Source organism: Haematobacter massiliensis, assembly GCF_000740795.1.
GTDB classification, from domain to species: Bacteria; Pseudomonadota; Alphaproteobacteria; order Rhodobacterales; family Rhodobacteraceae; genus Haematobacter; species Haematobacter massiliensis.
The window spans coordinates 565,539-590,326 of record NZ_JGYG01000001.1 but is presented as its reverse complement, the minus strand read 5'-3'; the positions used below and the strand labels follow the sequence as shown (position 1 = coordinate 590,326).

General features: G+C 64.3%; 21 protein-coding genes. 12 read left to right on the top strand and 9 right to left on the bottom strand.

The features are described from left to right. The first annotated feature begins 84 nt into the window (after nt 1–84). Nucleotides 85–1,347, top strand: a complete 1,263-nt coding sequence (gene fabF, locus CN97_RS02855; RefSeq protein ID WP_035706634.1) for a beta-ketoacyl-ACP synthase II — start codon at nt 85–87, stop codon at nt 1,345–1,347. Beyond that, complete coding sequence (gene mltG, locus CN97_RS02850; protein WP_051910913.1) at nt 1,347–2,540, top strand: endolytic transglycosylase MltG; 1,194 nt, start codon at nt 1,347–1,349, stop codon at nt 2,538–2,540. Before fabF ends, mltG begins: the two co-directional genes overlap by 1 nt. A gap of 27 nt (nt 2,541–2,567) precedes the next feature. On the opposite strand, the gene CN97_RS21080 is transcribed toward mltG, so the two are convergent. From CN97_RS21080 to CN97_RS02835, 4 genes are all read right to left on the bottom strand, one after another. Continuing rightward, nucleotides 2,568–2,978 carry a response regulator gene (locus CN97_RS21080; RefSeq protein ID WP_211253655.1) on the bottom strand — a complete coding sequence of 137 codons (411 nt, stop codon included), beginning with the start codon at nt 2,976–2,978 and terminating at the stop codon, nt 2,568–2,570. Beyond that, nucleotides 2,927–5,131: an HWE histidine kinase domain-containing protein gene (locus CN97_RS02845; protein ID WP_211253654.1), complete on the bottom strand. Its 2,205-nt coding sequence runs from the start codon at nt 5,129–5,131 to the stop codon at nt 2,927–2,929. The genes CN97_RS21080 and CN97_RS02845 overlap by 52 nt, the downstream gene beginning before the upstream one ends. Further along, nucleotides 5,131–5,682 (bottom strand): biliverdin-producing heme oxygenase, encoded by a 552-nt coding sequence (locus CN97_RS19715; RefSeq protein ID WP_140418214.1) that lies wholly within the window; start codon nt 5,680–5,682, stop codon nt 5,131–5,133. The genes CN97_RS02845 and CN97_RS19715 overlap by 1 nt, the downstream gene beginning before the upstream one ends. 114 nt (nt 5,683–5,796) lie before the next feature. After that, entirely contained in the window at nt 5,797–7,428 is a 1,632-nt protein-coding gene (locus CN97_RS02835) for an MFS transporter (RefSeq protein ID WP_035707066.1), read from the bottom strand. A 158-nt stretch (nt 7,429–7,586) separates the two neighbouring features. Here CN97_RS02835 and CN97_RS02830 point away from each other — a divergent pair, with 158 nt between their 5' ends. Further along, complete coding sequence (locus CN97_RS02830) at nt 7,587–9,032, top strand: YsnF/AvaK domain-containing protein (protein WP_051910911.1); 1,446 nt, start codon at nt 7,587–7,589, stop codon at nt 9,030–9,032. Nucleotides 9,033–9,108: 76 nt separating this feature from the next. On the opposite strand, the gene CN97_RS02825 is transcribed toward CN97_RS02830, so the two are convergent. Next, nucleotides 9,109–10,941 carry a M3 family oligoendopeptidase gene (locus CN97_RS02825; protein ID WP_035706632.1) on the bottom strand — a complete coding sequence of 611 codons (1,833 nt, stop codon included), beginning with the start codon at nt 10,939–10,941 and terminating at the stop codon, nt 9,109–9,111. 194 nt (nt 10,942–11,135) lie between these two features. Between CN97_RS02825 and CN97_RS02820 the strand changes: the two genes are divergently transcribed. Next, nucleotides 11,136–11,831 carry an SDR family NAD(P)-dependent oxidoreductase gene (locus CN97_RS02820; protein WP_035706630.1) on the top strand — a complete coding sequence of 232 codons (696 nt, stop codon included), beginning with the start codon at nt 11,136–11,138 and terminating at the stop codon, nt 11,829–11,831. Between the two features lie 102 nt (nt 11,832–11,933). Here the strand turns inward: CN97_RS02820 and CN97_RS02815 are convergent, their stop codons facing one another. Together CN97_RS02815 and CN97_RS02810 are read right to left on the bottom strand one after the other, a co-directional pair. Beyond that, entirely contained in the window at nt 11,934–13,547 is a 1,614-nt protein-coding gene (locus CN97_RS02815) for an ATP-dependent DNA ligase (protein WP_035706628.1), read from the bottom strand. After that, entirely contained in the window at nt 13,544–14,557 is a 1,014-nt protein-coding gene (locus CN97_RS02810) for a ligase-associated DNA damage response exonuclease (protein ID WP_035706620.1), read from the bottom strand. The genes CN97_RS02815 and CN97_RS02810 overlap by 4 nt, the downstream gene beginning before the upstream one ends. Before the next feature lie 354 nt (nt 14,558–14,911). On the opposite strand from CN97_RS02810, the gene CN97_RS02805 reads away from it, so the two are divergent. Genes CN97_RS02805 through CN97_RS02790 form a run of 4 tightly spaced genes read left to right on the top strand, consistent with a single transcriptional unit; the run spans nt 14,912 to nt 18,861 of the window. Then, on the top strand, nt 14,912–16,327 hold the full coding sequence (locus tag CN97_RS02805) for a circularly permuted type 2 ATP-grasp protein (protein ID WP_035706617.1): 1,416 nt from the start codon (nt 14,912–14,914) through the stop codon (nt 16,325–16,327). A gap of 4 nt (nt 16,328–16,331) precedes the next feature. Then, nucleotides 16,332–17,282 carry an alpha-E domain-containing protein gene (locus tag CN97_RS02800; RefSeq protein ID WP_035706614.1) on the top strand — a complete coding sequence of 317 codons (951 nt, stop codon included), beginning with the start codon at nt 16,332–16,334 and terminating at the stop codon, nt 17,280–17,282. Beyond that, on the top strand, nt 17,279–18,100 hold the full coding sequence (locus CN97_RS02795; protein WP_035706611.1) for a transglutaminase family protein: 822 nt from the start codon (nt 17,279–17,281) through the stop codon (nt 18,098–18,100). The genes CN97_RS02800 and CN97_RS02795 overlap by 4 nt, the downstream gene beginning before the upstream one ends. Before the next feature lie 35 nt (nt 18,101–18,135). Then, nucleotides 18,136–18,861, top strand: a complete 726-nt coding sequence (locus CN97_RS02790; RefSeq protein WP_035706607.1) for a proteasome-type protease — start codon at nt 18,136–18,138, stop codon at nt 18,859–18,861. On the opposite strand, the gene CN97_RS02785 is transcribed toward CN97_RS02790, so the two are convergent. Further along, nucleotides 18,851–19,795, bottom strand: coding sequence for an alpha/beta fold hydrolase (locus CN97_RS02785; protein WP_035706604.1), 945 nt, complete (start codon nt 19,793–19,795; stop codon nt 18,851–18,853). The genes CN97_RS02790 and CN97_RS02785 overlap by 11 nt on opposite strands. Before the next feature lies 1 nt (nt 19,796). After that, entirely contained in the window at nt 19,797–20,084 is a 288-nt protein-coding gene (locus tag CN97_RS02780) for an SCP2 sterol-binding domain-containing protein (RefSeq protein WP_035706601.1), read from the bottom strand. Nucleotides 20,085–20,145: 61 nt separating this feature from the next. On the opposite strand from CN97_RS02780, the gene CN97_RS02775 reads away from it, so the two are divergent. The 4 genes from CN97_RS02775 to fdxA all read left to right on the top strand — a co-directional run bounded on the left by CN97_RS02775 (nt 20,146) and on the right by fdxA (nt 24,660). Continuing rightward, nucleotides 20,146–20,721: a tetratricopeptide repeat protein gene (locus CN97_RS02775; protein ID WP_242685173.1), complete on the top strand. Its 576-nt coding sequence runs from the start codon at nt 20,146–20,148 to the stop codon at nt 20,719–20,721. A 30-nt stretch (nt 20,722–20,751) separates the two neighbouring features. Then, nucleotides 20,752–23,892 (top strand): helicase-related protein, encoded by a 3,141-nt coding sequence (locus tag CN97_RS02770; RefSeq protein WP_035706598.1) that lies wholly within the window; start codon nt 20,752–20,754, stop codon nt 23,890–23,892. A 3-nt stretch (nt 23,893–23,895) separates the two neighbouring features. Then, complete coding sequence (locus CN97_RS02765; RefSeq protein WP_338085391.1) at nt 23,896–24,207, top strand: RNA-binding S4 domain-containing protein; 312 nt, start codon at nt 23,896–23,898, stop codon at nt 24,205–24,207. Between the two features lie 114 nt (nt 24,208–24,321). Beyond that, complete coding sequence (gene fdxA, locus CN97_RS02760; protein WP_035706592.1) at nt 24,322–24,660, top strand: ferredoxin FdxA; 339 nt, start codon at nt 24,322–24,324, stop codon at nt 24,658–24,660. Nucleotides 24,661–24,788 lie beyond the last annotated feature (128 nt).

Below are 24,788 nucleotides of genomic sequence, written 5' to 3'. Positions count from 1 at the left end.
ACACGCCCCGGAGATTGCACGACGCGGCCCCCGCGTGTAAGAGCGGCACCCAGAAAACCGCCGGAGAAGGCAGGAGGAACGAGCATGCGCAGGGTCGTTGTCACAGGTCTCGGACTGGTCACACCGCTGGCGTCGGGAGTGGAGGAAACCTGGTCCCGGCTGTTGGCGGGGGAATCGGGGGCAGGCCCCATCACCCGGTTCGACACGACGGGCCTCGCCACCACCTATGCCTGCGAAGTACCCTATGGCGACGGCACGGATGGCACCTTCAACCCTGACGACTGGATGGAGCCGAAGGAGCAGCGCAAGGTCGATACCTTTATCCTCTACGGCATGGCCGCCGCCACGCAGGCGATCCGCGACAGCGGCTGGGAGCCGGCGACGGAGGAGGACAAGGAGCGGACCGGCGTGATGATCGGCTCCGGCATCGGCGGGCTGAATTCCATCGCCGATACGGCCGTGCTCATCAAGGAAAAGGGTCCGCGCCGCGTGTCGCCCTTCTTCATTCCGGGCGCGCTCATCAACCTCGTGTCGGGGCAGGTGTCGATCCGCTTCGGCTTCAAGGGACCGAACCATTCCGTCGTTACCGCCTGCTCCACCGGCGCCCATGCCATCGGCGATGCGGCGCGGCTCATCATGCTGGGCGATGCGGATGTGATGGTCGCGGGCGGGGCCGAGGCCGCGATCTGCCAGATCGGCATCGCGGGCTTCAACGCCTGCAAGGCGCTGTCCACCAAGCGGGCCGACGATCCCAAATCCGCCTCCCGTCCCTATGACGCGGATCGTGACGGTTTCGTCATGGGCGAGGGCGCGGGAATCGTCGTGCTGGAGGAATATGAGCACGCCAAGGCGCGCGGCGCGAAGATCTACGCCGAAGTGCTGGGCTATGGCCTGTCCGGAGACGCCTATCACATCACCGCACCGTCGGAGGATGGCGACGGCGGCTTCCGGTCGATGAAGGCCGCGCTGAACCGCGCGGGTCTGGAGCCGAAGGATATCGACTATATCAACGCGCACGGCACCTCGACCATGGCCGACACGATCGAACTCGGCGCGGTGGAGCGGCTGATGGGCGATGCGGCGGCCTCGGCCACCATGTCCTCCACCAAATCGTCGATCGGCCACCTGCTGGGCGCGGCCGGATCGGTGGAGGCGATCTTCTGCATCCTGGCGATCCGTGATCAGGTGGCGCCCCCGACGATCAATCTGGACAACCCGGCGGTGGAGCCGAAGCTCGACCTCGCGCCGAACAAGGCTGTGAAGCGCAAGATCGACGTGGCCCTTTCCAACTCCTTCGGCTTCGGCGGCACCAATGCGTCGCTGGTGATCGGCCGGGTGGCCGACTGATGTGGCGCAACATCGCCTCCAACGCACTGACGCTGTTCATCGTGCTTCTGGCGGCGGTGGCGGGGGTCGTGGCCTGGGGCAAGCGGGAGTTCACCGGACAGGGGCCGCTCACGCAGGCAATCTGCTTTCAGGTGCCCCGCGGCGCTTCCATGAGCGGTGTCGCCGAACGGCTGGCAGACCAGGGGGCGATTTCCCATGCGGCCATCTTTCGCATCGGCGCGAATTACCGGGAGCAGTCGGGCAACCTGAAGTTCGGCTCCTACCTCATCCCGCCGGGCGCGCCGATGGAGGCCATTCTCCAGAGCCTCACGCAGGCCGGCCAGAGCACCTGCGGGACGGAGATCAACTACCGCATTGGCGTGCTTGTCGCCGATACCGTGGTGCGGGAGCTTGATCCGACCACCAACCGTTACGTGGAAGTCGTGAAGTTCGACCCAGCGACGGAAGCTGCCCCGCCGCAATATGTCGATCTCGCTCAGGGGCAGGACGTGCGCTACCGCGTGACGCTGGCCGAGGGTGTCACAAGCTGGCAGGTGATCGAGGCGCTGAAGCGCGCTGAGTTCCTCTCGGGCGAGGTGAGCACGGTTCCGGCGGAGGGGTCGCTTTCGCCCGACAGCTATGAGGTGACCCGCGGCGGCAACCGGGCGCAGCTCATCGGTCAGATGGAGAACCGGCAGGCGGCCACACTGGCAGACCTCTGGGCGAACCGTGCCGAAGGTCTGCCCTACACGACGCCGGAGGAGGCTCTCGTCATGGCTTCCATCGTGGAGAAGGAGACCGCCGTGCCCGAAGAGCGCCGCCGTGTCGCCAGCGTGTTCGTCAACCGTCTCGAACAGGGGATGCGGCTCCAGACCGACCCGACGGTTATCTATGGCGTGACTGAAGGGAAAGGCGCGCTCGGCCGGGGTCTGAGGCAGAGTGAACTGCGAAGACCCACGCCATACAACACCTATGTCATCGCCGGGCTGCCGCCGACGCCCATCGCCAATCCGGGCCGGCTGTCGATCGAGGCGGCGCTGAACCCCGAACAGACGGATTACCTCTTCTTCGTTGCGGATGGCACGGGCGGGCACGCTTTTGCCACGACGTTGCAGGAGCACAACCGCAACGTCGCCCGCTGGCGGGAAATAGAGCGGACGCAGGGTCTGCCTGCCGATACGACAGGCACCAATGTCGGCGGCGCGGATCAGTAACCCGCGCCGTGACCCTGGCGGGCAGGATCAGACCTTGCCCGCCAACCTTGCCTGTTCCTTGCCGAGCGCGGCCAGGATCATTTCCGCCTCATAGGGCTTCTGCACCACGGGTATGTTCTCGAAGACCGAGGGTATGATGGAGCTGTCCCCGTAGCCGGTGGCAAAGACGAACGGGATCCCGCGCCGGATCAGCTCCTCCGCCACGGGGAAGGACGTGTCCCGCCCAAGGTTCACGTCCAGAACCGCGAGATCGGGCGCCGCGCGGTCTATCATCGACAGCGCCTCTCCCGATGCGCGGGCCGCTGACACGTTGTCGTAGCCAAGATCGCCCAGCATCGCCTCGACATCCATCGCGATCAGCACCTGATCCTCGACCAGAAGGATGTTCAGGTCACGCGCGGGTGCGTCTGCATCAGACTCCGGTTTGGGCAAGGACATGGCTTCCTCCGTTGCTGCGTCCTCCACGGCTGCGGCGTGGTGCTCGCTCGGCGTAACATGTGCGCAGGGATCAGGAAACGGGCGCGCAATCCCTCCGGCGCGAAAGTCACCTCCGCCTCGCCGTCCAGATCATGCGGGATGGAGCGGGTGATGAGGGTCGAGCCAAAGCCGTCACGCTTCGGCTCAACGACCTCCGGTCCGTCGCTTTCCGTCCAGGTGATTTCCACCGCTCCGTCGGCGCGGCGTTGCCAGTCGACGAGCAGCCTTCCCTCAGGCTCCGACAAGGCGCCGTATTTGGCCGCATTGGTTGCCATTTCGTGGAGCACAAGCGCGAGGACCGGGAAGGCGCGTACGTCAAGGTGAACCGGCTCCCCGGAAAGTGTGACCGCATGACCGAGGTAGGGGCCGAGTTCCGCCCGCATGAGATCATCCAGCATTCCGCCATCTTCGCCGCGGATCACCTGATCATGGGCATAGGCGAGCGCCTGAATGCGTCCGCGAAGGTCTTCGACATACTCCCGCAGATTTCCGCCGTCGGCGACGGGCTGGCCAATCAGCGACTTTATGAGCGCCAGCACGTTCTTCACCCGGTGGTTCAGCTCATCGTTCAGCACCCGTTGCCTCAGCGCAGCGCGGTCGCGCTCATCGGCCAGCAGCTCGCTGTGTCGGAGAAGGATTTCCGTAATCGCGCTGCGGATCGATTCTGCCGCATCTATTTCCTGCACGGTCCAGGGGCGAGACTGCTGATAGACGGTCTCCTTCCAGATGGCGAAGCTGCGGCGGGGCGTCAGCCGGTCGCCATGGGGGCCGGTAGTATAGGTCTTGTTCGGGTCTCCTGCCCAGTCGAGCGACTGGATGATCTCCTTGCGGAAGAAGAACATGTAATCGCGCGGCAATTGCGACAGCGGGATGATGAGCACCCCGGAGGCGGCAGCGTGATATTCCGCCGCTTCGGGCAGGACCGAAGACAGCGCATTGGTGGACCAAACCCGACCCTGCGCCACATCCCGCAAATCAGCCACGATGCCGCGCGCCGCGCCCGGTGGGGGAGTGGTGCCGGTTTCGGTCCAGAGCCCGTCGATCAGCAGGGCGGCGCCGTCGGCATTGAGCACCTGCGCAAGCTCCGGAAGGCTGCGGACCAGCACCCGATCCGGCGGGGTGGTGCTGCCGAGGTAGGTCAGCCGGTCCACCGTCGCCCGCACCTCGCGCGCGAGCTCCAGCTTCTCCTGCCGCTGGAGGGAACTGAGCTGGAGCGAGAGGAATTCGCCGAACATCTCCATCGACACGCGGAGCGACATCGGCAGGACACGGCTGTCGTAATGGTGGCAGGCGATCAGCCCCCAGAGGCGACCATCCAACACGATGGAGATCGACATGGACGCGCCGACCCCCATGTTGCGCAGGTATTCGCAGTGGATGGGCGAGACCGCGCGCAGATGGGCCTGCGACAGATCGAGCTTGCGGCCGTCGTCATCAACCTCCGGCAGAAGCGCTACGCGGTGATCTGATGAATCGGATATGATGCGGATGGTGTTGCGCAGGTAGAGCGCGCGGGCCTGTATGGGAATGTCGGCGGCCGGGAAATACTGGCCGAGGAAGCTTTCCAGATCATTCCGTTTCGTCTCGGCGATCACCTTGCCGGAGCCGTCCTCCTGAAACGCATAGGCCATCACCCGGTCATATCCCGTCGTACCACGGACCAGCCGGACAGCCTGCTGGAGCAGGACAGATTCCTGATCAATGCGGCGGATGCGGGCCATCAGCGTGCGGCTGATCTCCAGCGGTGCGCCGCCCCCTTCCTCGGCAGGCTCGAACTCCACCACGATCTCATCGCCTGAGCGATGGATGGCGATGTCGAACAGCGGCCCATCTTCCCGTGCCGCCACCGCGAAGAGCAGGGCGGGGCGGTCAATGGCCAGCAGGAGAGCGTTGCGGAGCCGGTGAAGGGTCGCGCGTCCCAGAACATCCGCGGTCGAGGAGCCACGGCGGAGGTCGGGCGCCTGCAGCATTGCCGCCGCATTGGCGGAGAGACGGTGCACCACCGTGAGATCGCCGTTCAGCGCAAGAAGACAGCCATGCTGTTGGATGGCACCGGGAATGTGGATCGGCTCCCGGTCGCAGGTTGTCAGATCGAGCTGGAATTCTCCCTGCATCACTCAGTCTTTCCGAAGGCGTTCTGGGCGAGGGCGAAGCAGGCGCTGCTCGCGGTCGCGGCCAGACCCAGATCGAAGTCGCTCTCGGCCTCAAGCCGGGTGAGGAACTCTCGCCACTGAGGCACGCGCCCTGCCTGAAGGGCGAGATGCCGGGCGCCGTGCTGGCTCGTCAGGCCAAGTTTCTGTGCCCGCCGCAGAAGCACCTGCGCGCCAAGCGTCGCGCCTTCCAGAACATAAAGCGTACCATAAGCGGTCTCACCCCGCGCATCGAGCAGGGGGCCGCCTGACAAGGGGGGCAATGGTGCGAGGTCAAGATCGCCCATGTCAGAGAGAAGGGCCGGGGCCACGCTGGCAGGTTGCCAGCCGCGAAGCCCCTCCGGCAGCACAATCCCCTTCAGCGCCGTCTCCACCACCGCCCTGAAGCGATGGAGCGCCAGCACGTAATCCCCGTACCCGGCGAGGGTATCCACGCCCCCGACGACCCTGTCCACCGCGTCATGCGAGGCATGAGTAGCGGCCCTTAGGTGCCAGCGTCGCGGCATATCCGTCATCATCGATCCCTTCTCGCCGGGCATTCCGGTGCAAGTCGCACCCTTCCCGTACGCGACCAGGTAACGCATGGGACACGGGGGGAGGTATAGTGCTCTTTGGCGCTCTCGCCAGAGCTAGTGAACGCTTTCGCTGATCGGTTTCAGCGGCAGATCGTCATGGGGGGGCACGGTCTGGCGCTCGATCATTCGATGAACGCGGGGCGGCGCATCGCCGGAATGAAGCATGCGGAGCCGCTTGGTGATCTCGTAATCCCCAACGGTACGGCGCTGGTTATGGCGGAGATAGTCCATCCATGTCGGCACATGATAGCTTTCCGTCCAGAGATCGGGCTGCTCGAGGTCACGCAGAAGTGCCCATTGGCGGGCGCCGTCCCGGATGCGGATGCGGCGACGCTCGCTCATCGCGGCAAGGAAATCGTCCGTGTCCTCCGGGCGGATGACGTAATCGACCATGATCATCAGCGGCCCGCTCCGCTGTTTGATGTCAAGCCGCAGCGCCGGTTCGTTGAAGCGGTCCAGGGGGTCGAGATTGACGGTACCAAAGGCTGGCAAGCTCCAGGCCAGCCCGAGCGCCATGCCGAGGACGAGCGTGATGGACGCCGCGAGCAGCGAGGTATCCACCCCATATTCCTCGGCGATCATGCCCCAGACCCAGCTCCCGATCGCCATGCCTCCGAAGGTGAAGGTCTGATAGAAGGCAAGCGCCCGACCCACGACCCAGCGTGGCGTGGAAAGCTGCACCGTCACGTTGAAGAGCGACAGGGCCAGAACCCATCCCGCGCCGCCAAGCAGAAGGAACAGGCAACTCAGCCACAGATCCCGGCTGACCGCGAGCATGGCAGTGGTGATCGCCACCGCGAGAAAGCCGCAGCGGGCCACATTCTCGTTCGACAGCACCTCCCGCATCCTCGAATTGGAGAACGCCCCGCCGATCGCGCCCAACCCGAAACAGCCAAGCAGCAAACCATAGGTCAGCGCGGTGCCGTTCAGCAGCCGCTGCGACACGACAGGAAGCAGTGCGAGGATGGAAACTGCGGAGAAGCCGAAGCAGAAGGCCCGCAGCATCACTTTCAGCAGATGCGGCGACATGGAGACATAGCGCAGGCCAGAACCGATGGCCCTTCCCAACGGCTCCCGCGCGAGCGGCGCGGGCTTGGGGTCCGGCTTCCAGCGCCAGAGGGCGAAGATGAGCGAGACATAGCTGAGCGCGTTCAGCGCGAAGGCCATGGCCGCGCCTGCTGTCGCAACGATGATACCCCCGATGGCCGGGCCGACGCTCCGCATCAGGTTGAAGCCCATGGAGTTCAGCGACACGGCCTGTGCCAGATCCTGCCGCGGGACGATGTCGCCCATGGAGGATTGCCACGACGGGTTGTGAAGCGCCGTTCCCACCCCGATCATGAAGGTGAACGCCAGAAGCGTCCAGGGCGTCAGCAGCCCCGCAAAAGCGGTGAGCGCCAGTCCGATGGACACGAGCAGCATGAACGACTGCGCAAACAGCATGATCCGCCGCCGGTCAAGCGTATCGGCCAGTGCACCCGCCGGGATGGAGAACAGCATGATCGGCAGCGTGGTGGAGGCCTGAACCAGGGCAACGAGACCCGTCGACGTGGTCAGCGTGGTCATCATCCAGCCCGCGCCCACGCCCTGTATCAGCCCGCCGAGATTGGAGAGCAGCGTGGCCATCCAAAGCATCCGAAACGTCCTGTGACGGAAGGGGGCGAGAGAGGAGGGGCGTTCAGGCACGGAAGCGTCCTCGCATGGCGGCTTAACGACCGAATATGTCGTTCTCGCCGCCACGGCAATGGCGGGATGGCTTCCCATCGCAGGATGTGACCTTTCCGCGATAAGCAGGAACATCGCCGCTTAAGCGGCGTTTCATACCCGATCGCGGGGGGTATGAGATGCGCGATGAGGAGTTGATACTGCCGCTTGCCCAAGAGCACGTCTCGATCTCCGTGAGAGATGCCGTGACGGGGCGGGTAAGCGTTCATCTTCGTACCGAAACCGTCGTCGAGACTGCAGAAGTGGAACTGGTCTCCACTGAGCTGGAGGTAAAGCGTGTTGCGATCAACCGGGAGGTTGAGGCGGTCCCCGACACACGTGTCGAGGATGGCGTCACCATCATTCCGGTGGTTGAGGAACGTCTGGTCGTCCAGAGGCGGCTGGTACTTAAGGAAGAGATACATCTGATCCAGCGCCAAAGGCGCGAGGCCGTTTCCGTGCCCGTGACGCTAAGGCGTCAGCGGGCGGAGATCGTCCGAAGCGGCAGATCGCCCGAGGCTTCATCCATGAGAGAGGACCATATCATGGCCGACTATGGAAACCGGAACTTGACGGCATTTTTCGACAGCAAGGCGGAGGCAGACCGGGCGCGCGACGCGCTCAACGCTCTGGGTCTGCCCGAAACCTCCATCCGTATCACGGGCGGTGAGGAATATGTCGGTCGCGCGTCTTCCGATTATGAGGATCGCGGCTTCTGGGAGAGCATCTCAGACTTTTTCTTCCCGGATGATGAGCGGGAGACCTATGCGGAGGGGCTTCGCCGCGGCGGCTATCTGGTAGCGGTGAGCAATGTGCCCGATGAGAAGCATGACGACGTGCTCGACATACTCGAGGATGAGGGCGCCATTGATCTCGATGTTCGGGCGGGCGAGTGGCGAGAACAGGGCTGGCGTGGCGAATCCGCGACCGGAGCGGCCACCGTCGCTGCGACGGGTGCCGCAGCAACTGCCGCCGCCGCGATGAGCAGCACCCGCAGCGATACGGCGACCCAGCAGATGGCCGCCTCTCAGCCTGCCGCTTCCGGCCAGATGGGTGGGAGCGTCGGCGGCGCTCCGACGGCGGCGGCTTACAACGCTGCGCGCACCTATTCCGACGAGGATGTGGAAGAATATCGCGCCACCGACGAGATCATTCCGATTGTCGAGGAGCAACTCCGCGTCGGCAAGCGGGACGTGAACCTCGGCCGGGTTCGGGTCCGCTCCTATGTGGTGGAGACACCGGTCTCGGAGGAGGTCACTCTGCACAGCGATCACGTGGAGATCGATCGCCATCCCGTGGATAGAGCCGTGAAGGCGGGCGAGGATCTGTTCCGCGAACGTGTGATCGAGGCGGAGGAACACAGGGAAGAAGCGGTGATCAGCAAGGAAGCTCGCGTGACGGAGGAGATCGCCCTTCGCCGTCATCAGGAGGATCACACGGAGACCGTGACCGACAAGGTGCGCCACACCGAAGTGGAGATCGAGGACGCCCGCACCGACCTGAAAACCCGGAGCGCCGATGTCGTGGATTCCAGCGATATGGCGGCGATGAGGGATACGAAGGACAAACCCGTCCGTCCCATCTGACCGCAGGGCGTCTGACGACTGAAAGTCCATTTTGAAGGGGCGGCCTCCCACGGCCGCCCCTCTTACATGAAGAAACTCAGTCTTCGGACCGGTCTTCCATGGCTTTCAGCTCATCTATGAAACCGGAGATCATCGACAGGCCCTTGTCCCAGAAGGCCGGATCGGTCGCGTCCAGCCCGAAGGGCGCGAGAAGCTCCTTGTGATGCTTGGACCCGCCGGCCTTCAGCAGCGCGAAATACTTGTCCTGGAACGAGGGATCGCCTTCTTCGTAGACCGCATAAAGCGCATTCACCAACCCGTCGCCAAAGGCATAGGCATAGACGTAGAACGGCGAGTGCACGAAGTGCGATATGTATGTCCAGTAGGTCTCGTAACCGTCCATGAAACGGAAAGCGTCGCCAAGACTTTCGGCCTGCACGGACATCCAGAGCGCATTGATGTCCTCTGGCGTGAGTTCGCCCTCCCGCCGTGCGGCATGCAGCTTGCATTCGAAGTCATAGAACGCGATCTGCCGGACGACGGTGTTGATCATGTCCTCCACCTTGCCGGCGAGGAGGGTCTTCTTCTCCTCCGGCGTCTTCGCCTCCGCCAGCAGTTTGCGGAAGGTCAGCATCTCCCCGAACACGCTCGCCGTTTCCGCCAGCGTCAGCGGGGTGGAGGACAGAAGCTCCCCCTGTTCTGCGGCCAGAACCTGATGCACGCCGTGGCCCAGTTCATGGGCGAGTGTCATCACATCCCGGGGTTTGCCGAGGTAGTTCAGCATGACATAGGGATGTACTTCGGCGACGGTCGGATGGGCGAAGGCACCGGGCGCCTTACCGGGCTTCACGCCGGCGTCGATCCAGCCCTTGTCGAAGAACGGCTCCGCGATTTCAGCCATTTTGGGGGAGAAGTCGGAATAGGCGTCAAGCACGGTCTTCTTCGCCGTCGCCCAATCCACCGGTATCGGCGCATCGAGCGGCAGAGGGGCATTCCTGTCCCAGATCTCCAGATGATCAAGACCCATCCACTTCGCCTTCAGCCGGTAGTAGCGATGCGAGAGCTTCGGATAGGCCGCGACCACGGCGTTCCGCAGCGCCTCCACCACTTCCGGCTCCACCTGGTTGGACAGGTGGCGGGCGGTCTGGGCAGTAGGCATCTTGCGCCAGCGGTCCTCGATCTCCTTCTCCTTGGCCAGCGTGTTGTGCACGCGGGAGAAGAGCTTGATGTTCTGGCCGAATACCCGCGCCAGCTCCCGCGCTGCCGCTTCGCGCGTCGCGCGGTCGGTGTCGGTCAGCAGGTTGAGCGTGGCTTCAAGATTGAGCGTTTCGCCCTTGACGGTAAACTCCAGCCCGGCGGTCGTCTCATCGAACAGCCGGTTCCAGGCGGCTGCCCCGACGGCTGACTGGTCGTGCAGGAAAGTCTCCAGCTCGTCGGAAAGCTGGTAGGGGCGCATGGCGCGGATCCGCTCGAAGATCGGCTTGTAACGGGCGAGATCGGCGTTCTCGGCAAAGCGCGCTTCCAGCGCCGCATCGTCGATCCGGTTCAGTTCGAGCGAGAAGAAGACCAGCGGCGTGGTGAAGGATGTGATCCTGTCCTGACAGTCAGAGAGGAACTTGGCGCGCGCGCTGTCCATGGTGTTCTGATAGTAGCGCAGCCCGGCATAGGACATGACCCGCCCGGCCACCGTGTCGATCCGCTCATAACGGCGGACGACTTCCAGCAGCTCCGCCGCGTCCAGATCGGCCAGACGCCCCTGATAGACGGCGGCGAAATCGGCGCATTCGGCCTCAAGCCAGTCCATGTCCTGCTTGAGCTTCGGCGCGTCCGGGGCGGTGTAGAGGTCGGTCAGGTCCCATTCCGGCAGATCGCCGAACGCGGCTGCGCCGGAGGCGGTATCGTAAACGGGTCGGGGGAGGGGCAGGGCCATGGCAAGTCTCCTTTTGGGCATAAACTGGTGCGGGCGGCCGGAGAGTGCAAGCTGTAGCAGCGCCTCACGGTGGCGCGGCAAGGGGTGGGGACGGCCGGGCGGCTCTTGCGGAACCATACAAGGCGCTTCATTCTCGCAACGATCAGCGGGCTGAAGGGCGCGGCTTCACCCTGCGGGGCACGCAGAGGATATTCATGCTCAAGGTGGCTTTGGTAACCGGAGGTTCCCGCGGCATAGGCAGGGCCATAGCCGAGCATCTGCGACGGGACCACAAGGTCGTCATTACCTGGCGGACAACCGCGCCCGAGAGCCTTTCCCCTGATATCGTCGCCATTCGCGCTGACCTCGCCAGGCCCGATGCAGCTGTTAAAGTGGTTGCAGAAGTGATGGCGCAGCTGGGGCGCTTGGATATCATCGTCAACAATGCGGGTGTCGTTCGTCCTTCCCCGAAGGAGAGCTTCGATGCAGTGTCGGCAATGGACATTCTCGCGGTAAACCTGCTTGCGCCGCAGGCTCTGCTCGCGGCGGCCCTGCCGCATCTGAAGCCGGGCTCTGCGATCGTCAACATATCCTCGGTGAACGCGGTGCTGCCGCCGCGCGATGCGTCCACCTATGGGGCGAGCAAGGCCGCGCTGAACCTCTGGACGCGTGCGATGGCGAAGGAACTGGGCGGCAGGGGGATTCGGGTGAATGCAGTCGCCCCGGGTGCCGTCAACACGCCCGAACAACCCCGTTCCGCGGAATTGACGGCGCTTTTTGTCGGAGAGACCGCCCTCGGCCGGATAGGCGAGGCACGGGACATCGCCCGCGCCGTTCGCTTTTTGGTGAGTGAGGAGGCCGGGTTCATTACCGGTGAGGTTCTTACCGTGTCAGGCGGCTATCGCCTCTGACAGCGGGTGATGATCGCCGTCCTCCGCCGCGCGGGCATGAGGTCTGCCAGAGGCTCTCGACGATCCTGTCGGGGGTCAGATGCTCTGCAAGGCTCGGGGCCGCTACTCCGGCGGTGCGGGCCGGGCTTCCGCCTCCGCAAGCAAGGCGCGGAGTGTGTCGAGCGTGTCGATCTCCGAGACGGGCTTGTCGTGGCGCCAGCGGAGCATCCGGGGAAAGCGGAGCGCGATGCCGGATTTGTGGCGGGGGGAGGGCTGGATGCCCTCGAAGCCGATCTCGAACACGAGTTCGGGCGGCACACGCCTGACCGGGCCGAAGCGTTCGAGCGTATGGCTGCGGACCCATTGGCTGATCTTGCGGAACTCCGTATCCGTCAGGCCGGAATACGCCTTGGTGAAGGGGACGAGGTCATTGCCGTCGCGCACCGCGAAGGTGAAGTCGGTATAGAGCGTCGCGCGCCGTCCATGTCCGGCCTGGGCATAGATCATCACCGCATCGACGGTCATGGGGTCAACCTTCCACTTCCACCAGTCTCCCCGCTTCCGCCCGCCGGTGTAGGGAGAGGCGAGCCGTTTCAGCATCAGCCCCTCCGCCCCGATCATCCGGGAGCGGTCCCGCTGCGCGGGCAGGCTCTCCCAATCGGTGAAGTCCAGAAGCGGCGAGAGGTTGAGCGGCAGGTCCGGTGGCATAGCCCCGATGAGTGCCTCCAGCCGGGCCCGGCGTTCCGCGAGCGGCGTGTCCCGGATGTCCACCCCCTCCGCTTCGAGCAGGTCATAGGCCAGCAGCACCACGGGCGCGTCGCTGAGCACCTTGCGGGAAAGGGTCTTGCGCCCGATACGCGTCTGAAGAGCGGAGAAGGGGAGCGGGGCCTCCCCCTCCCACGCGAGTATCTCCCCGTCGATCACGGTCCCATCGGGCAGGAAGTCGAGCGCGCGGGCAAGCTCCGGGAAGCGGTCGGTGACCAGCTCCTCCCCCCGGGACCAGAGGAAATGCGTGCCTCCGCGCCGGATGAGTTGACCCCGGATACCATCCCATTTCCATTCCGCGATCCAATCCGCCGGCGGTCCCAAGGCCACTGCCTCTCCCTCCAGCGGCGAGGCGAGGCAGAACGGATAGGGCCGCGAGAGGTCCGCCTCCGGGTCGGGTTCAAGCACGAGACGCGCGAAGGTGGTGTTGTCCGGCGTCCAGCCGCCCATCAGCCGATGGGCGAGCGTGGCTTCCTCCATCCCGGTTGCCTGAGCCAGCGCGCGGGTCATCAGCCCCTGACTCACGCCCATGCGGAAGCCGCCTGTGATGAGCTTGTTGAAGATGAAACGCTCCTCGCCGCCCAGCCGGTTCCAGCTGTCGAGGATCACCTGCTTGCGCGCGGGTTCATCCAGGAGCGCCATGTCCCGCAACCGCGCGATCCAGTCGGAAAGCGGCAGGTCTTCCGCGCCTTCGGGGGGCGGGAGCAGCAGGGCGATCGTCTCGGCAAGATCGCCGACCATCGCGTAGCTTTCCTCGAAAAGCCAGAAGGGCAGCCCGGCAGCCTCCGACGCCCATTCGGCCAGCCGCGTGGCATTCACCGCGCGCTTCGGACGGCGGCCGGACAGGAGCGCGATGGTCCAGAGTCTGTCCGCGTCATCGGCGGTGCGGAAATAGTCCGCCAGCGCCGTCACCTTGGCGCCCGTCTTGGTCGTGCGGTCCAGTGCGGCGAAAAGGGCGGCGAACCGCTTCATTCGACCACCTCGTCGCCGGCTTCGTCGCCTTCGTAACGGGTCTCGACGATACCCGCGTCGAAACCCTCCTCGGCAAGCCATCTGCGGAAGGGCTGGGTATAGCCGTGGGTGACGAAGACCTTCTCCGCCCCGGTCGCCCGGATCGCGCTGTTCAGCCCCGCCCAATCGGCATGGTCGGACAGCACGAAGCCCCGCTGCACGCCACGGTTCCGCCGCACGCCGCGCAGTGCCATCCAGCCGGAGGCGAGCGCCGTCTCCGCCGCGCCAAAACGCCGCACCCAGGGCGAGGCCAGCGCAGAGGGCGGCGCCACCACCAGCCCCCCCGGCAGCGCCCGGAGATCGGTCTCCGGCGTCACGCGGACCGTGTCGGGCAGGGAAACACCCGCCGCCCGCAGCGCCTCGGTCGTGCCCTCGATGGCGCCATGGGTGAGCAGGGGGCCGATTCCATTGTCGACGGAGGCGAGGATCCGCTGGGCCTTTCCCAGCGAATAGGCTCCGATGACGGAAAACCGACCGGCGGCGGCATTCGCCCGCCACCAGTCGTTCACCGCGCCCATGATCTCCGCCTGCGGCTGCCAGGAAAAGATCGGCAGGCCGAACGTGCATTCGGAGATGAAGGTATCGCAGGGCACCGGCTCGAACGGCTCCGAGAGGCCGTCAGGCTCGGTCTTGTAGTCGCCCGATACCACCCAGACCTCTCCGCCCCGCTCAATCCGCACCTGTGCGGAGCCTGGGACATGTCCGGCCGGATGGAAGGAAAGCGTTACCCCGCCGATCTGCCGCCGCTCCCCGTAAGGCAGCGGCTCGACCCGAACGTCGCCAAGCCGGTAGCGCAGAATGGGCGCGGTGAGCGGCGTGGCAAGGTAACGGTTGCTGCCGCCCCGGGCATGGTCCGAATGGGCATGGGTGATCACGGCACGGTCCACCGGCCGCCAGGGGTCTATGTGGAAGCCGCCCTCGGGGCAGAATATCCCGGCATCGGTAAAGGTAAGGAGAGAGTTGCCCCGCATGCCTGAGAGATAGCGGCGTCGCCCGCGTCGGCCAGCCCCGTCAGGCGCGAGGGATGATCATGGCGGGCGCGAATGTGGCGACGGTCGTCGTTTCGCGGAGCATCCCGACAGGGTGGTGATGCTCCTCTGCGCGGGTTGCGGGCCTCTGCGGTGAAGCAAGCGGCGGACAGCGCCTTTTCCTTCGCCGCTCTTGCTCTAGATGCAGAAAAATGTGGCACAATTAGAAGAATGTGATGGCTTTGCGATGAAAAGACCGACAGTCGTGCAGGTGGTAAAGCCTATGAGCCGGTGCCGCTCTTCCCTAATGCCAAGCGGGCTGCTTAAGTGAGGCAGATCACGGCAGGCCGGCGGGACATGGCGACGACCTATTTTAATGAAATGTTCGATGGCGGGATTGTCCGCCCCCCCTATTCAGGATTGGAAGACTGGACGAAGTCCATGCCTGCCGAACTCCGAACGCTGAAGCAGGCGGAGGCGGAGGCGCTTTTCCGGCGTATCGGGATCACCTTCGCTGTCTATGGCGAGGGCGGCGACCCGGATCGGCTCATTCCTTTCGACATGTTTCCGCGGGTGTTCACCCAGAACGAGTGGCGCAAGCTCGAACGCGGGATCAAGCAACGGGCGCGGGCGCTGAACGCCTTTCTCGCCGATGTCTATGGCCGGGGGGAGATGATCCGGGCGGGGCGCATTCCGGCATCGCTGGTCTATCGCAACGAAGCCTATGAGAAGGCCGCCGCCGGCTTCATGCCGCCGCGGGGGGTTTTCTCTCATATCGTCGGGATCGACCTGGTGCGGACAGGGCCGGATCAGTTCTACGTGCTGGAGGACAATTGCCGCACCCCCTCCGGCGTCAGCTACATGCTGGAAAACCGCGAGATCATGATGCGCATGTTCCCGCAGCTTTTCCGGGAGAACCGGATCGCGCCGGTGGACCGCTACCCCGAGCTTCTGCGGCGGACTCTGAGCTCTGTCGCCCCCAAGAAATGCGACAGCGACCCGACCATCGTCATCCTGACGCCCGGGCACTTCAATTCCGCCTATTACGAGCATTCCTTCCTGGCCGATCTCATGGGTGTGGAGCTTGTGGAGGGGCAGGATCTGTTCGTGGAGGGGGAATTCGTCTGGATGCGGACGACGGAAGGGCCGAAGCGGGTGGATGTGATCTATCGCCGGATCGACGACGCCTATATCGACCCGCTCTGCTTCCGGCCGGATTCCATGCTGGGCATCCCGGGACTGATGGATGTCTATCGCTCCGGCGGCGTCACCATCTGCTCTGCGCCCGGCGCGGGGGTGGCGGATGACAAGGCGGTCTATACCTATGTGCCGGACATGGTGCGCTTTTACCTCGGGGAAGAACCGATCCTGCAGAACGTGCCCACGTGGCAATGCCACAAGGCGGACGAATATAAATACGTCATGGAAAATCTCCCCGATCTGGTGGTGAAGGAAGTGCACGGCTCGGGCGGCTACGGCATGCTGGTCGGCCCGAAATCGACCAAGGAGCAGATCGCCGCCTTTGCCGAGCGCATCCGCGCCAATCCCTCCAACTATATCGCTCAACCTACGCTCGCGCTTTCCACGGTGCCGAGTTTCGTGCAGGAGGGGATCGCGCCCCGCCATGTCGATCTCCGGCCCTATTGTCTGGTGGGAGAGCGCGTGGAGCTTGTGCAGGGCGGGCTGACGCGCGTCGCGCTGACGGAGGGATCGCTCGTGGTGAACTCCTCGCAAGGCGGTGGGGTCAAGGACACCTGGGTTCTGGCGGAGTGACGATATGCTGAGCCGGACGGCAGACAATCTTTACTGGATCGCGCGGTATATCGAGCGGGCCGAGACAATGGCACGGCTGCTCGAAGTGGGCGCGCGGATCGCACTCATGCCGTCGGCTGACGGCTATCGCAGCGAGTGGGAATCGCTGCTGCAGGCCTCCGGGACAGCGGCCGGGTTCCAGCACAAATACGGCGACCCGGTTCAACGCAATATCGAAAGCTACCTGTTCTTCGACCAGGACAATCCGTCCTCCGTCGTCTCCTGCTTCGGCATGGCGCGGGAGAATGCGCGGATCGTGCGCACCGCGCTTACTGCGCAGCTCTGGGACGCGCTGAACGGTGCGTTCCAGGAGCTGCGCAAACTGGAGCGCATGGAGCGGAGTGAGCTTGACGTCAGCACCATGGTGGAATGGACGATGCGCCAGTCCGCATTGATCCGCGGTGCCATGGACACCACGCTTCTGCGCAACGATGGCTACGATTTCCTCAACTTGGGCTTCTATCTCGAGCGGGCGGACAACACTGCGCGGCTGATGGACGTGAAGTATTACGTTCTGCTCCCGACGGTTGATCTGGTGGGGTCGGGGCTCGACAACTATCAGTGGACGACGCTCTTGCGGGCGATGTCGGCGCAGCGAGCCTTCCACTGGGCCTATGGCGGGGACGTGACGGCGGCGAAGATCGCGCATTTCCTGATCCTGAACCCGCAGAGCCCGCGCTCTCTCCTGACCTGCATGCATTCCGCGAACTCTCACCTTGATCGCCTCGCCCGTGGCTACGGGGAAACGACCGAAGCACAACGCATCTCCCGGCGTCTGCTCGCGTCCCTTGCCGATACCCAGGTGGAGGAAATCTTCGATGAAGGACTGCATGAATTCCTGTCACGCTTCATTCAGGACATCGCAGGGCTGGGTCACAGTGTCTATGAAGCCTATTTGAGCGGCGACACCCGATGATTCTCAATGTTCAGCACCGCACCATCTACCACTACGACATTCCTGTTCGCGGTGTGGTGCAGAGCTTCCGCCTCACCCCGTCCGTTTTTGACGGGCAGAGAACGCAGGCCTGGTCGATAGAGGTGAGCGATGGCCTGCCCGGAGGCAGCTTCAGAGACGGGTCCGGCGATCGTGTCACCAGTTTCTCTGTTCGTGGTCCGGTGAGCGAGATCACCGTCGCTGTCAGCGGCACGGTGGAGACGGTGGACACCTCCGGTGTCCTGCGCAACCACCGGGAATATGTCGCGCCGGATGCCTATCTTCGCGATACGCCGATGACACGGTCGAATACCGCCTTCGCAGATCTGGCCGCGAGCGTGGGCGATGTGTCGGATGCGCTCGACCTCGCCCATCGCCTTTCCGAAGCCGTGTCGGAAGCCATCGCCTATACGCCGGACGTGACGGTTGCAGGCACGACCGCGGCGGAGGCGCTCGCCCTCGGGCAGGGGGTATGTCAGGATCAGTCTCATGCGCTCATCACGTTGGCGCGGCTGAAGAATATCCCCTCGCGCTATGTCTCGGGCTATCTGCTGGCAGATGAGGCCAAGGGCGATTCCGTCAAGGAGCATCGCGCCGCCCATGCCTGGGCGGAGTTGTTTGTGGCCGGGTTGGGCTGGGTGGGTTTCGACGCGGCCAACCGATGCTGCCCGGATGAACGCTATATCCGTCTGGGGTCGGGTTACGACTCGGTGGATGCCGCGCCGATCCGGGGTATCTCCCGCGGGACGGGAGAGGAGAGACTTGACGTAACGGTTGCCGTTCAGTCCGTGCAGCAATAGTGTTCGCAGCGCTGTAAGCTGCGGGACTGCCTTCCATGACCTATTGCGTGGGAATCCTTCTGAACGAAGGGCTGGTGATGCTGTCGGATACGCGCACCAACGCGGGTCTGGACAATATTGCCACCTATCGGAAGATGTTCGTCTTCGAAAAACCGGGCGACCGGGCGATCTGTATCCTGACAGCGGGAAGCCTGTCGGTGACGCAGACGACCATCGCGCGGTTGAAGGAGGCGATCAAGGATCCTGACGGCGGGCATGGCGCTTCCATCATGGAGGCGCAATCCATGCTGAAGGTCGCCGAGATCGTGGGTAACGCCCTGGCCGATGTCTCGCAGGATGTGTCCGAAAAGCTGGAGCGCATGCATCAGAGCGCGCGCGCTTCCATGATCGTTGCCGGGCAGCGCAAGGGCGGCGACATGCGGATGTTTCTCATCTATCCGGAGGGGAATTTCATCGAGGCGACGGAAGACACCCCGTTCCTTCAGATTGGCGAGCATAAATATGGCAAGCCGATCTTGGACCGCGTCGTCACGATGGAAACGCCGATCGAGGATGCGCAGAAATGCGCGCTGCTTTCGATGGATTCGACCCTGCGTTCGAACCTGTCCGTGGGGATGCCGCTCGATCTTCTGGTGATTCGCCGGGATGAGCTGAAGGTCGGGCTGCGTCGCCGGATCGACGCGGGAGACGAGAGCTTCATGAAGATGAGCGCAGCTTGGTCGGATGCGCTGCGGGACAGTTTCATTCGCATCAAGATCTGACGCGGCTTCGGTACAACCTGAGGACGTGCTCCATGAAGTGCTGGCGATGATGCGGTGCTTCCATCATCAGCTCATGCCGAGCCCCGGGAAAGATCTCGACCTCCGCACCGGGCCAGCGTGCCATACCGCGCCGGATCGCGCGCGCATCCACCACGCGTTCGTCGCTGCCGACACCCGCATAGGCGGGGATCCGGGGTGAGGGGAGGGTGGCAAGCGCCCGCATTTCCAGCAGCGCCTCATGCAACCAGCGGAGGCTCGGGCCGCCAAGCGCCAGTTCCGGGTTCGCTTCCATCGCCGCCCGCATCTTGGCCAGCATCATCGGATCGCTGGTGAGGTTGTTGAGTGCCGGGCGCGCGGTCAGCACATAGGGCGTCGCGGGATGGCCCGGCGGATACAGGCCCGGTCTTCCTGCGCGGAGTGCGACCGAGGAAAGGAGCCAGGCGAGCGGCCGGGTAAGGCCGGGAAGGGTCAGCCCCCACATCGGCGCGCTGAAGGCCGCTGCCTCTACTGCCAGCCCGTCATGCAAGGCGCGCCGTGCGATGGCTCCCCCCATGGAATGGGCGAGCAGCAGGGCGGGGGAGGGCAGGTCGAGCGCTTGGGCCGTGGCGAGCATGGCCCGCACATCCTGTTGATAATCCAGGAAATGCTCCACATCGCCCATGCGGATGGCCGGGTCTCGGTGGGCGGACAATCCTTGCCCACGCCAATCGACAGCAAGGGTGGCAAAGCCAGCGTCCTGGAGAATACGGGCGATGGCATCGTATTTCTCTACATACTCCGTACGGCCCGGAAACAGCAGCACGGTGGCGAGAGCGCCGGGTGCGGGCCAGAGGGCGAAACGCAGGCGCGTGCCGTCCTCCGCCCGCCGCCAGTAGGCCGCGGCCCCGGACGAGCCGTCCGCGCCGAGATGGAGCGGGGCCGGCTCAAGGCGCATCTCAGGCCAGTGCCGAGCCGAGCTTCATCGCCGTGCCCATGTTGCCGTCAAGCTTCAGCTTGCCGCTCATGAAGGCCATCGTCGGGCTCAGGTCGCCGGCGAGAATCGCCTGGAAGGTCTTGACGTCAGCCGTCAGTGTCACATCCGTCTCGTCATCGCCTTCCCGCACGCCAGACTGGTCGATCACGATGGCGCCTTCGTCCTTGATGACGAATTTCGCGCTTCCGTCGAACCCGTCCGACAGGCGGCCCGAAAGGGTCTTCACCGCTTCGTCGATGACATTGCTCATTACCCAAATCCTCCAATTGTGACCATCCACAGCGTGGGACGGTATTCGCAGGCGGCTTCGCTTGCGCTATCTTCAGGTTATGGTGTCGATAGTCTCCAAGCTCAATCCTTTCGTGACGGCAGCTTTCGCAGCCGTGATCGCACTCCCGCTCCATGCGGAGGAGACAGTGGAGCAGCGCCTTCTGCGGGAACTGAAGGATCCGCAGAACACCGCCTGGCAGAGGACGGAAAGCGATCTGCAACGCGAATGGTCACGTTCGGGTTCTGCCTCCATGGACCTGCTCCTGCAGCGGGGACGCGATGCGATGGAAACCGGCGACACGCAGGAGGCGATAGAGCATCTCACCGCACTGACCGATCATGCCCCCGACTTCGCCGAAGGCTGGAATGCGCTGGCCTCCGCCTATTTTCAGGCCGGTAAGTTCGGCCCTGCGGTGGATGATATCCGCCGCGCTCTCGCCCTCAATCCCAATCACTACGGCGCACTCTCAGGATTGGGAATGATCCTGGAGGACATGGGCTACGATGCCTCTGCCCGTGATGCCTATCATGCGGCGCAGGCTATACATCCTCATCAGCCCGACATAGAAAAGGCCGTGGAAAGGCTGGATCGCGAGATGTCCGGTCAGGCACTCTAGAGGCCCCGTTCAGGGGGAATCGGAACACCCATGCGCGACCAGACGAGGATCGTGGCGGTCCTTGGTCCCACCAACACCGGCAAGACCCATTATGCCATCGAACGGATGCTGGCGCACCGCACGGGAGTGATCGGCCTGCCGCTCCGCCTGCTCGCGCGCGAGGTTTATGACCGTATCGTGGCGCAGCGCGGGCCATCCGTCGTGGCGCTGGTGACGGGTGAGGAACGCATCGTGCCCGAGCGCGCCCGCTACTGGGTCTGCACGGTGGAGGCGATGCCGCAGGAGATCGGCGCCGATTTCGTTGCGGTGGACGAAATTCAGCTCTGCGCGGATCTGGAGCGCGGTCATGTCTTCACCGACCGGCTTCTACGCGCGCGCGGCTTGCACGAGACGATGTTTCTGGGCTCCGACACGATGCGCGGCGCGATTGCCGCGCTCGTTCCGGGGGCGACCTTCCTCCATCGCGAGCGGTTTTCCAAGCTGAGCTACAATGGCTCCAAGAAGATCAGCCGGATGCCCGCCCGGTCAGCCATCGTGGGGTTTTCGGTGGAGAACGTCTATGCCAATGCGGAGCTGATCCGGCGGCAGAAGGGCGGCTGTGCGGTGGTGACGGGCAGTCTCAGCCCCCGGACGCGGAACGCACAGGTCGCGCTTTATCAGAATGGCGATGTGGACTACCTCGTGGCGACCGATGCGATCGGCATGGGGCTGAACCTCGACATCGGTCATGTCGCCTTCTCGGCGCTGTCGAAATTCGACGGGCACCGCATGCGCCCGCTTTTCCCCCATGAGATGGGTCAGATCGCCGGGCGCGCAGGCCGCCACACCCAACCCGGCAGTTTCGGCGTGACGGGCGAGGCGCGCGCGCTGCCGGAGGAGCTGGTGGACGCGATCGAGAACCATCGTTTCGCTCCGATCCGCAAGCTGCAGTGGCGCAATTCCGATCTGTCGTTCGGCTCCGTAGAACGGCTCATCGCCTCGCTGGAGGCTGGAACCGGCAATGAATGGCTCACCCGGGCGCGGGAGGCGGATGATCTGGCGGCGCTTCGTCATCTGGCCGCAATGCCGGAAACGCTGGACCTTGTAAGGGGTACTGCGGGCGTGCGGCTTTTGTGGGATGTGTGCCGGATTCCCGACTTTCGAGGAATTTCCCCTACGGAACATGCGGGACTGCTGGCGCGAATCCATGGTTTCCTGCAAGCTGACGGACGGGTACCCGATGACTGGCTCGCCCGAAACGTGAAGCGGATCGACCGGACGGACGGCGATATCGACGCGCTGTCGAAGCGGCTCGCACATATCCGCACCTGGACATACGTAGCGCAGCGAAGCGGCTGGGTCGCGGATGAAAACCATTGGCGCGGCGAAACCCGCGCGGTAGAAGACCGGCTGTCGGACGCGCTTCACATGCGTTTGACCCAGAGATTTGTCGACCGGCGCACCAGTGTGCTCCTGCGGCGGTTGAAGCAAAAGGAGAGCCTTGTGGCTGAGGTGAACGACAAGGGCGAAGTGACGGTCGAGGGCGAATTCGTCGGCCGGCTGGAAGGCTTCCGCTTCCATCAGGACGCAACGTCCGGCCCGGATGAGGCGCGTACGTTGCGCTCGGCGGGCCTTCAGGCGCTGAAGCCGGAATTCCATCTGCGGGCCGACCGTTTCTACAACGCGCCGGATACCGAGCTGGACTTTACCGAGCAGGGCGGCCTGATGTGGGGCTCTTCCGCGGTAGGCAAGCTCATTGCCGGAGCCGATCCAATGCGCCCGCAGGTCGAGCCTTTCGTGGACGAGGAAGCCGGCCCCGACGTGACGGAGAAGGTCCGCCGCAGGCTCCAGCATTTCATCGACCGGAAGGTGGCCACTCAGTTCGAGCCGCTGGTCGCCCTGTCGAAGGATGAGACGCTTACCGGCCTGGCACGCGGGTTTGCCTTCCGGCTGGTGGAGTCGCTGGGTGTCCTGCCGCGCGATCAGGTGGCTGATGAGGTCAAGCAGCTGGATCAGGAAGCGCGCGGCGCCTTCCGCAAGCACGGTATTCGATTCGGCCAGTATACGATCTTCTTGCCGGTCCTGCTGAAACCCGCACCGACCCGGCTTCGGCTGGTGCTGTGGTCGCTCGCCAACGGCTTGCAGGAATTCCCCGAAAGCCCGCCGCCCGGACTTGTCACCATTCCGAACATCGTCGAAGTGCCGAAGCAGCACTATACGCTCGCGGGCTATCGTCCGGCGGGCAAGCGGGCGATTCGCATCGACATGCTGGAGCGTTTGGCAGACCTGCTCCGTGCGAAGGACTGGCGTGCCGGCTTCGAGGCGACGCCCGAGATGCTCTCCATCACCGGCATGACGCTGGAGCAGTTCTCTGACCTGATGGAAGGTCTGGGCTTCAAGGCGGAGCGGGGCGAGCGGCCCAAGGTCCGGGCAGAGCAGGCGGCCAAGGAAGCTGCGCTGCGGGAGATGCCCGTGGGTCTTGCTGAAGATGTGGAGGCCGTCGCTTCCGGCGCCGATACGGTGTTCGATGCGACCGGAGCGGAGGCGGACCTGGAGGATGCGCGTGTGCCGGTGGAAGCCGTGGACGGCCTCGTGCCCGGCCAGCCCGTGCGCACACCTGCCTTCCCGGACGAGGAGCCTGACGACCCCGCGGATGAGACCGGCTCCGATATGGCGCCCGAGGTCACCTCTGACGACGCGCTCGGCGCAATTCCGGTCTCAGACGAGGCCCTTCGCTCTCTGGCGGCGGAAGATGGCGTGGAAGCTCCGGTAGAGCCGGTCGAGTCGGAGGTGTTCTATACCTTCGTCTGGGCGCCCCGGCCGCGTCACAACCGCAACGCCCCTCGCGGCGAAGGCCGTTCGCGCGGCCGTCAGGAGCGCCAAAACGGGGAACGTCAAAACGGAGAGCGTCAGGCAGGCGAACAGGCTGCGGGCGAAAACCGGGGTGAGCGGCGTGAGGGTCAGTCCCAGGGCCAACCGCGCGGTGAACGCAGGAACAAACCCGAAGGCGGCAAGCCGGATCACCACGGCAAGCGGCAGAAGTTCGAGGGCAAAGAGGGTCGTCACGGCGGCAAGGGCAAGGAAAAGCGCTCCGATCAGCCGCGAAGCTTTGAAGCGCGCCCGCCCCGCAACGATCGTATTGATCCGGATAGCCCTTTTGCCATCCTGGCTGCGTTGAAAGAGCGGAAGTAACCCTTGGCCGTTCTCGCCACGCGGGAGACGATGCGGCTCGACAAATGGCTCTGGCATGCCCGCTTCTTCCGTACACGGACGCTTGCGTCCGAAGTGGTGGAGGCGGGTCATGTGCGTGTGAACGCGCGGCGGGTGCAGAAGCCCGCCTTTGGTATCGGCGAGGGGGACACGCTGACCTTTCCGCAGGCTGGCCGAATCCGCGTCGTCCGCGTGCTCGGATCGAGCCTGCGGCGCGGTCCGGCGACAGAAGCGCAGGCGCTTTACATCGATATCGCGGCGGAAGGTATTCCGGCATCTCCGGCATCGGAGGAATAGCCATCCTCCAGCACGCGACCTCCGGGGGGCGCCGGGCCTTTCCGTTGGTCACTGTCTTGATCCCGGCCAGTTGTTGGACTAGCTAGTCCCCGCCAGACGTGAAAGACCGATCCCATGACTTATGTCGTCACCGACAACTGCATCGCATGCAAATATACCGACTGCGTGGAAGTCTGTCCGGTGGACTGCTTCTATGAGGGCGAGAACATGTTGGTCATTCATCCCGATGAATGTATCGACTGTGGCGTCTGCGAACCCGAATGCCCCGCCGATGCAATCCGCCCCGATACGGAGCCGGATGTAGAGGAATGGGTGGCGTTCAACCGCAAGTATGCCGAGCAGTGGCCGGTGATTCTCTCTCGCAAGGACCCGCTGCCCGAGGCGACGGAGCGGGACGGCGAAACCGGCAAGCTTGAGAAATACTTCTCCGAAACGGCCGGCGAAGGATCGTGATTCGGGCGCTGCGGCCCGTTTTCGCTGTGGCAGTTTGATGACAAGTGCTTGATGGCGCTTGCCCGCTGTTTACGCTCGAGTCACGACGCTTTAAAACAGCAGTGCTTTGTGCTATATTTCCTCTACAA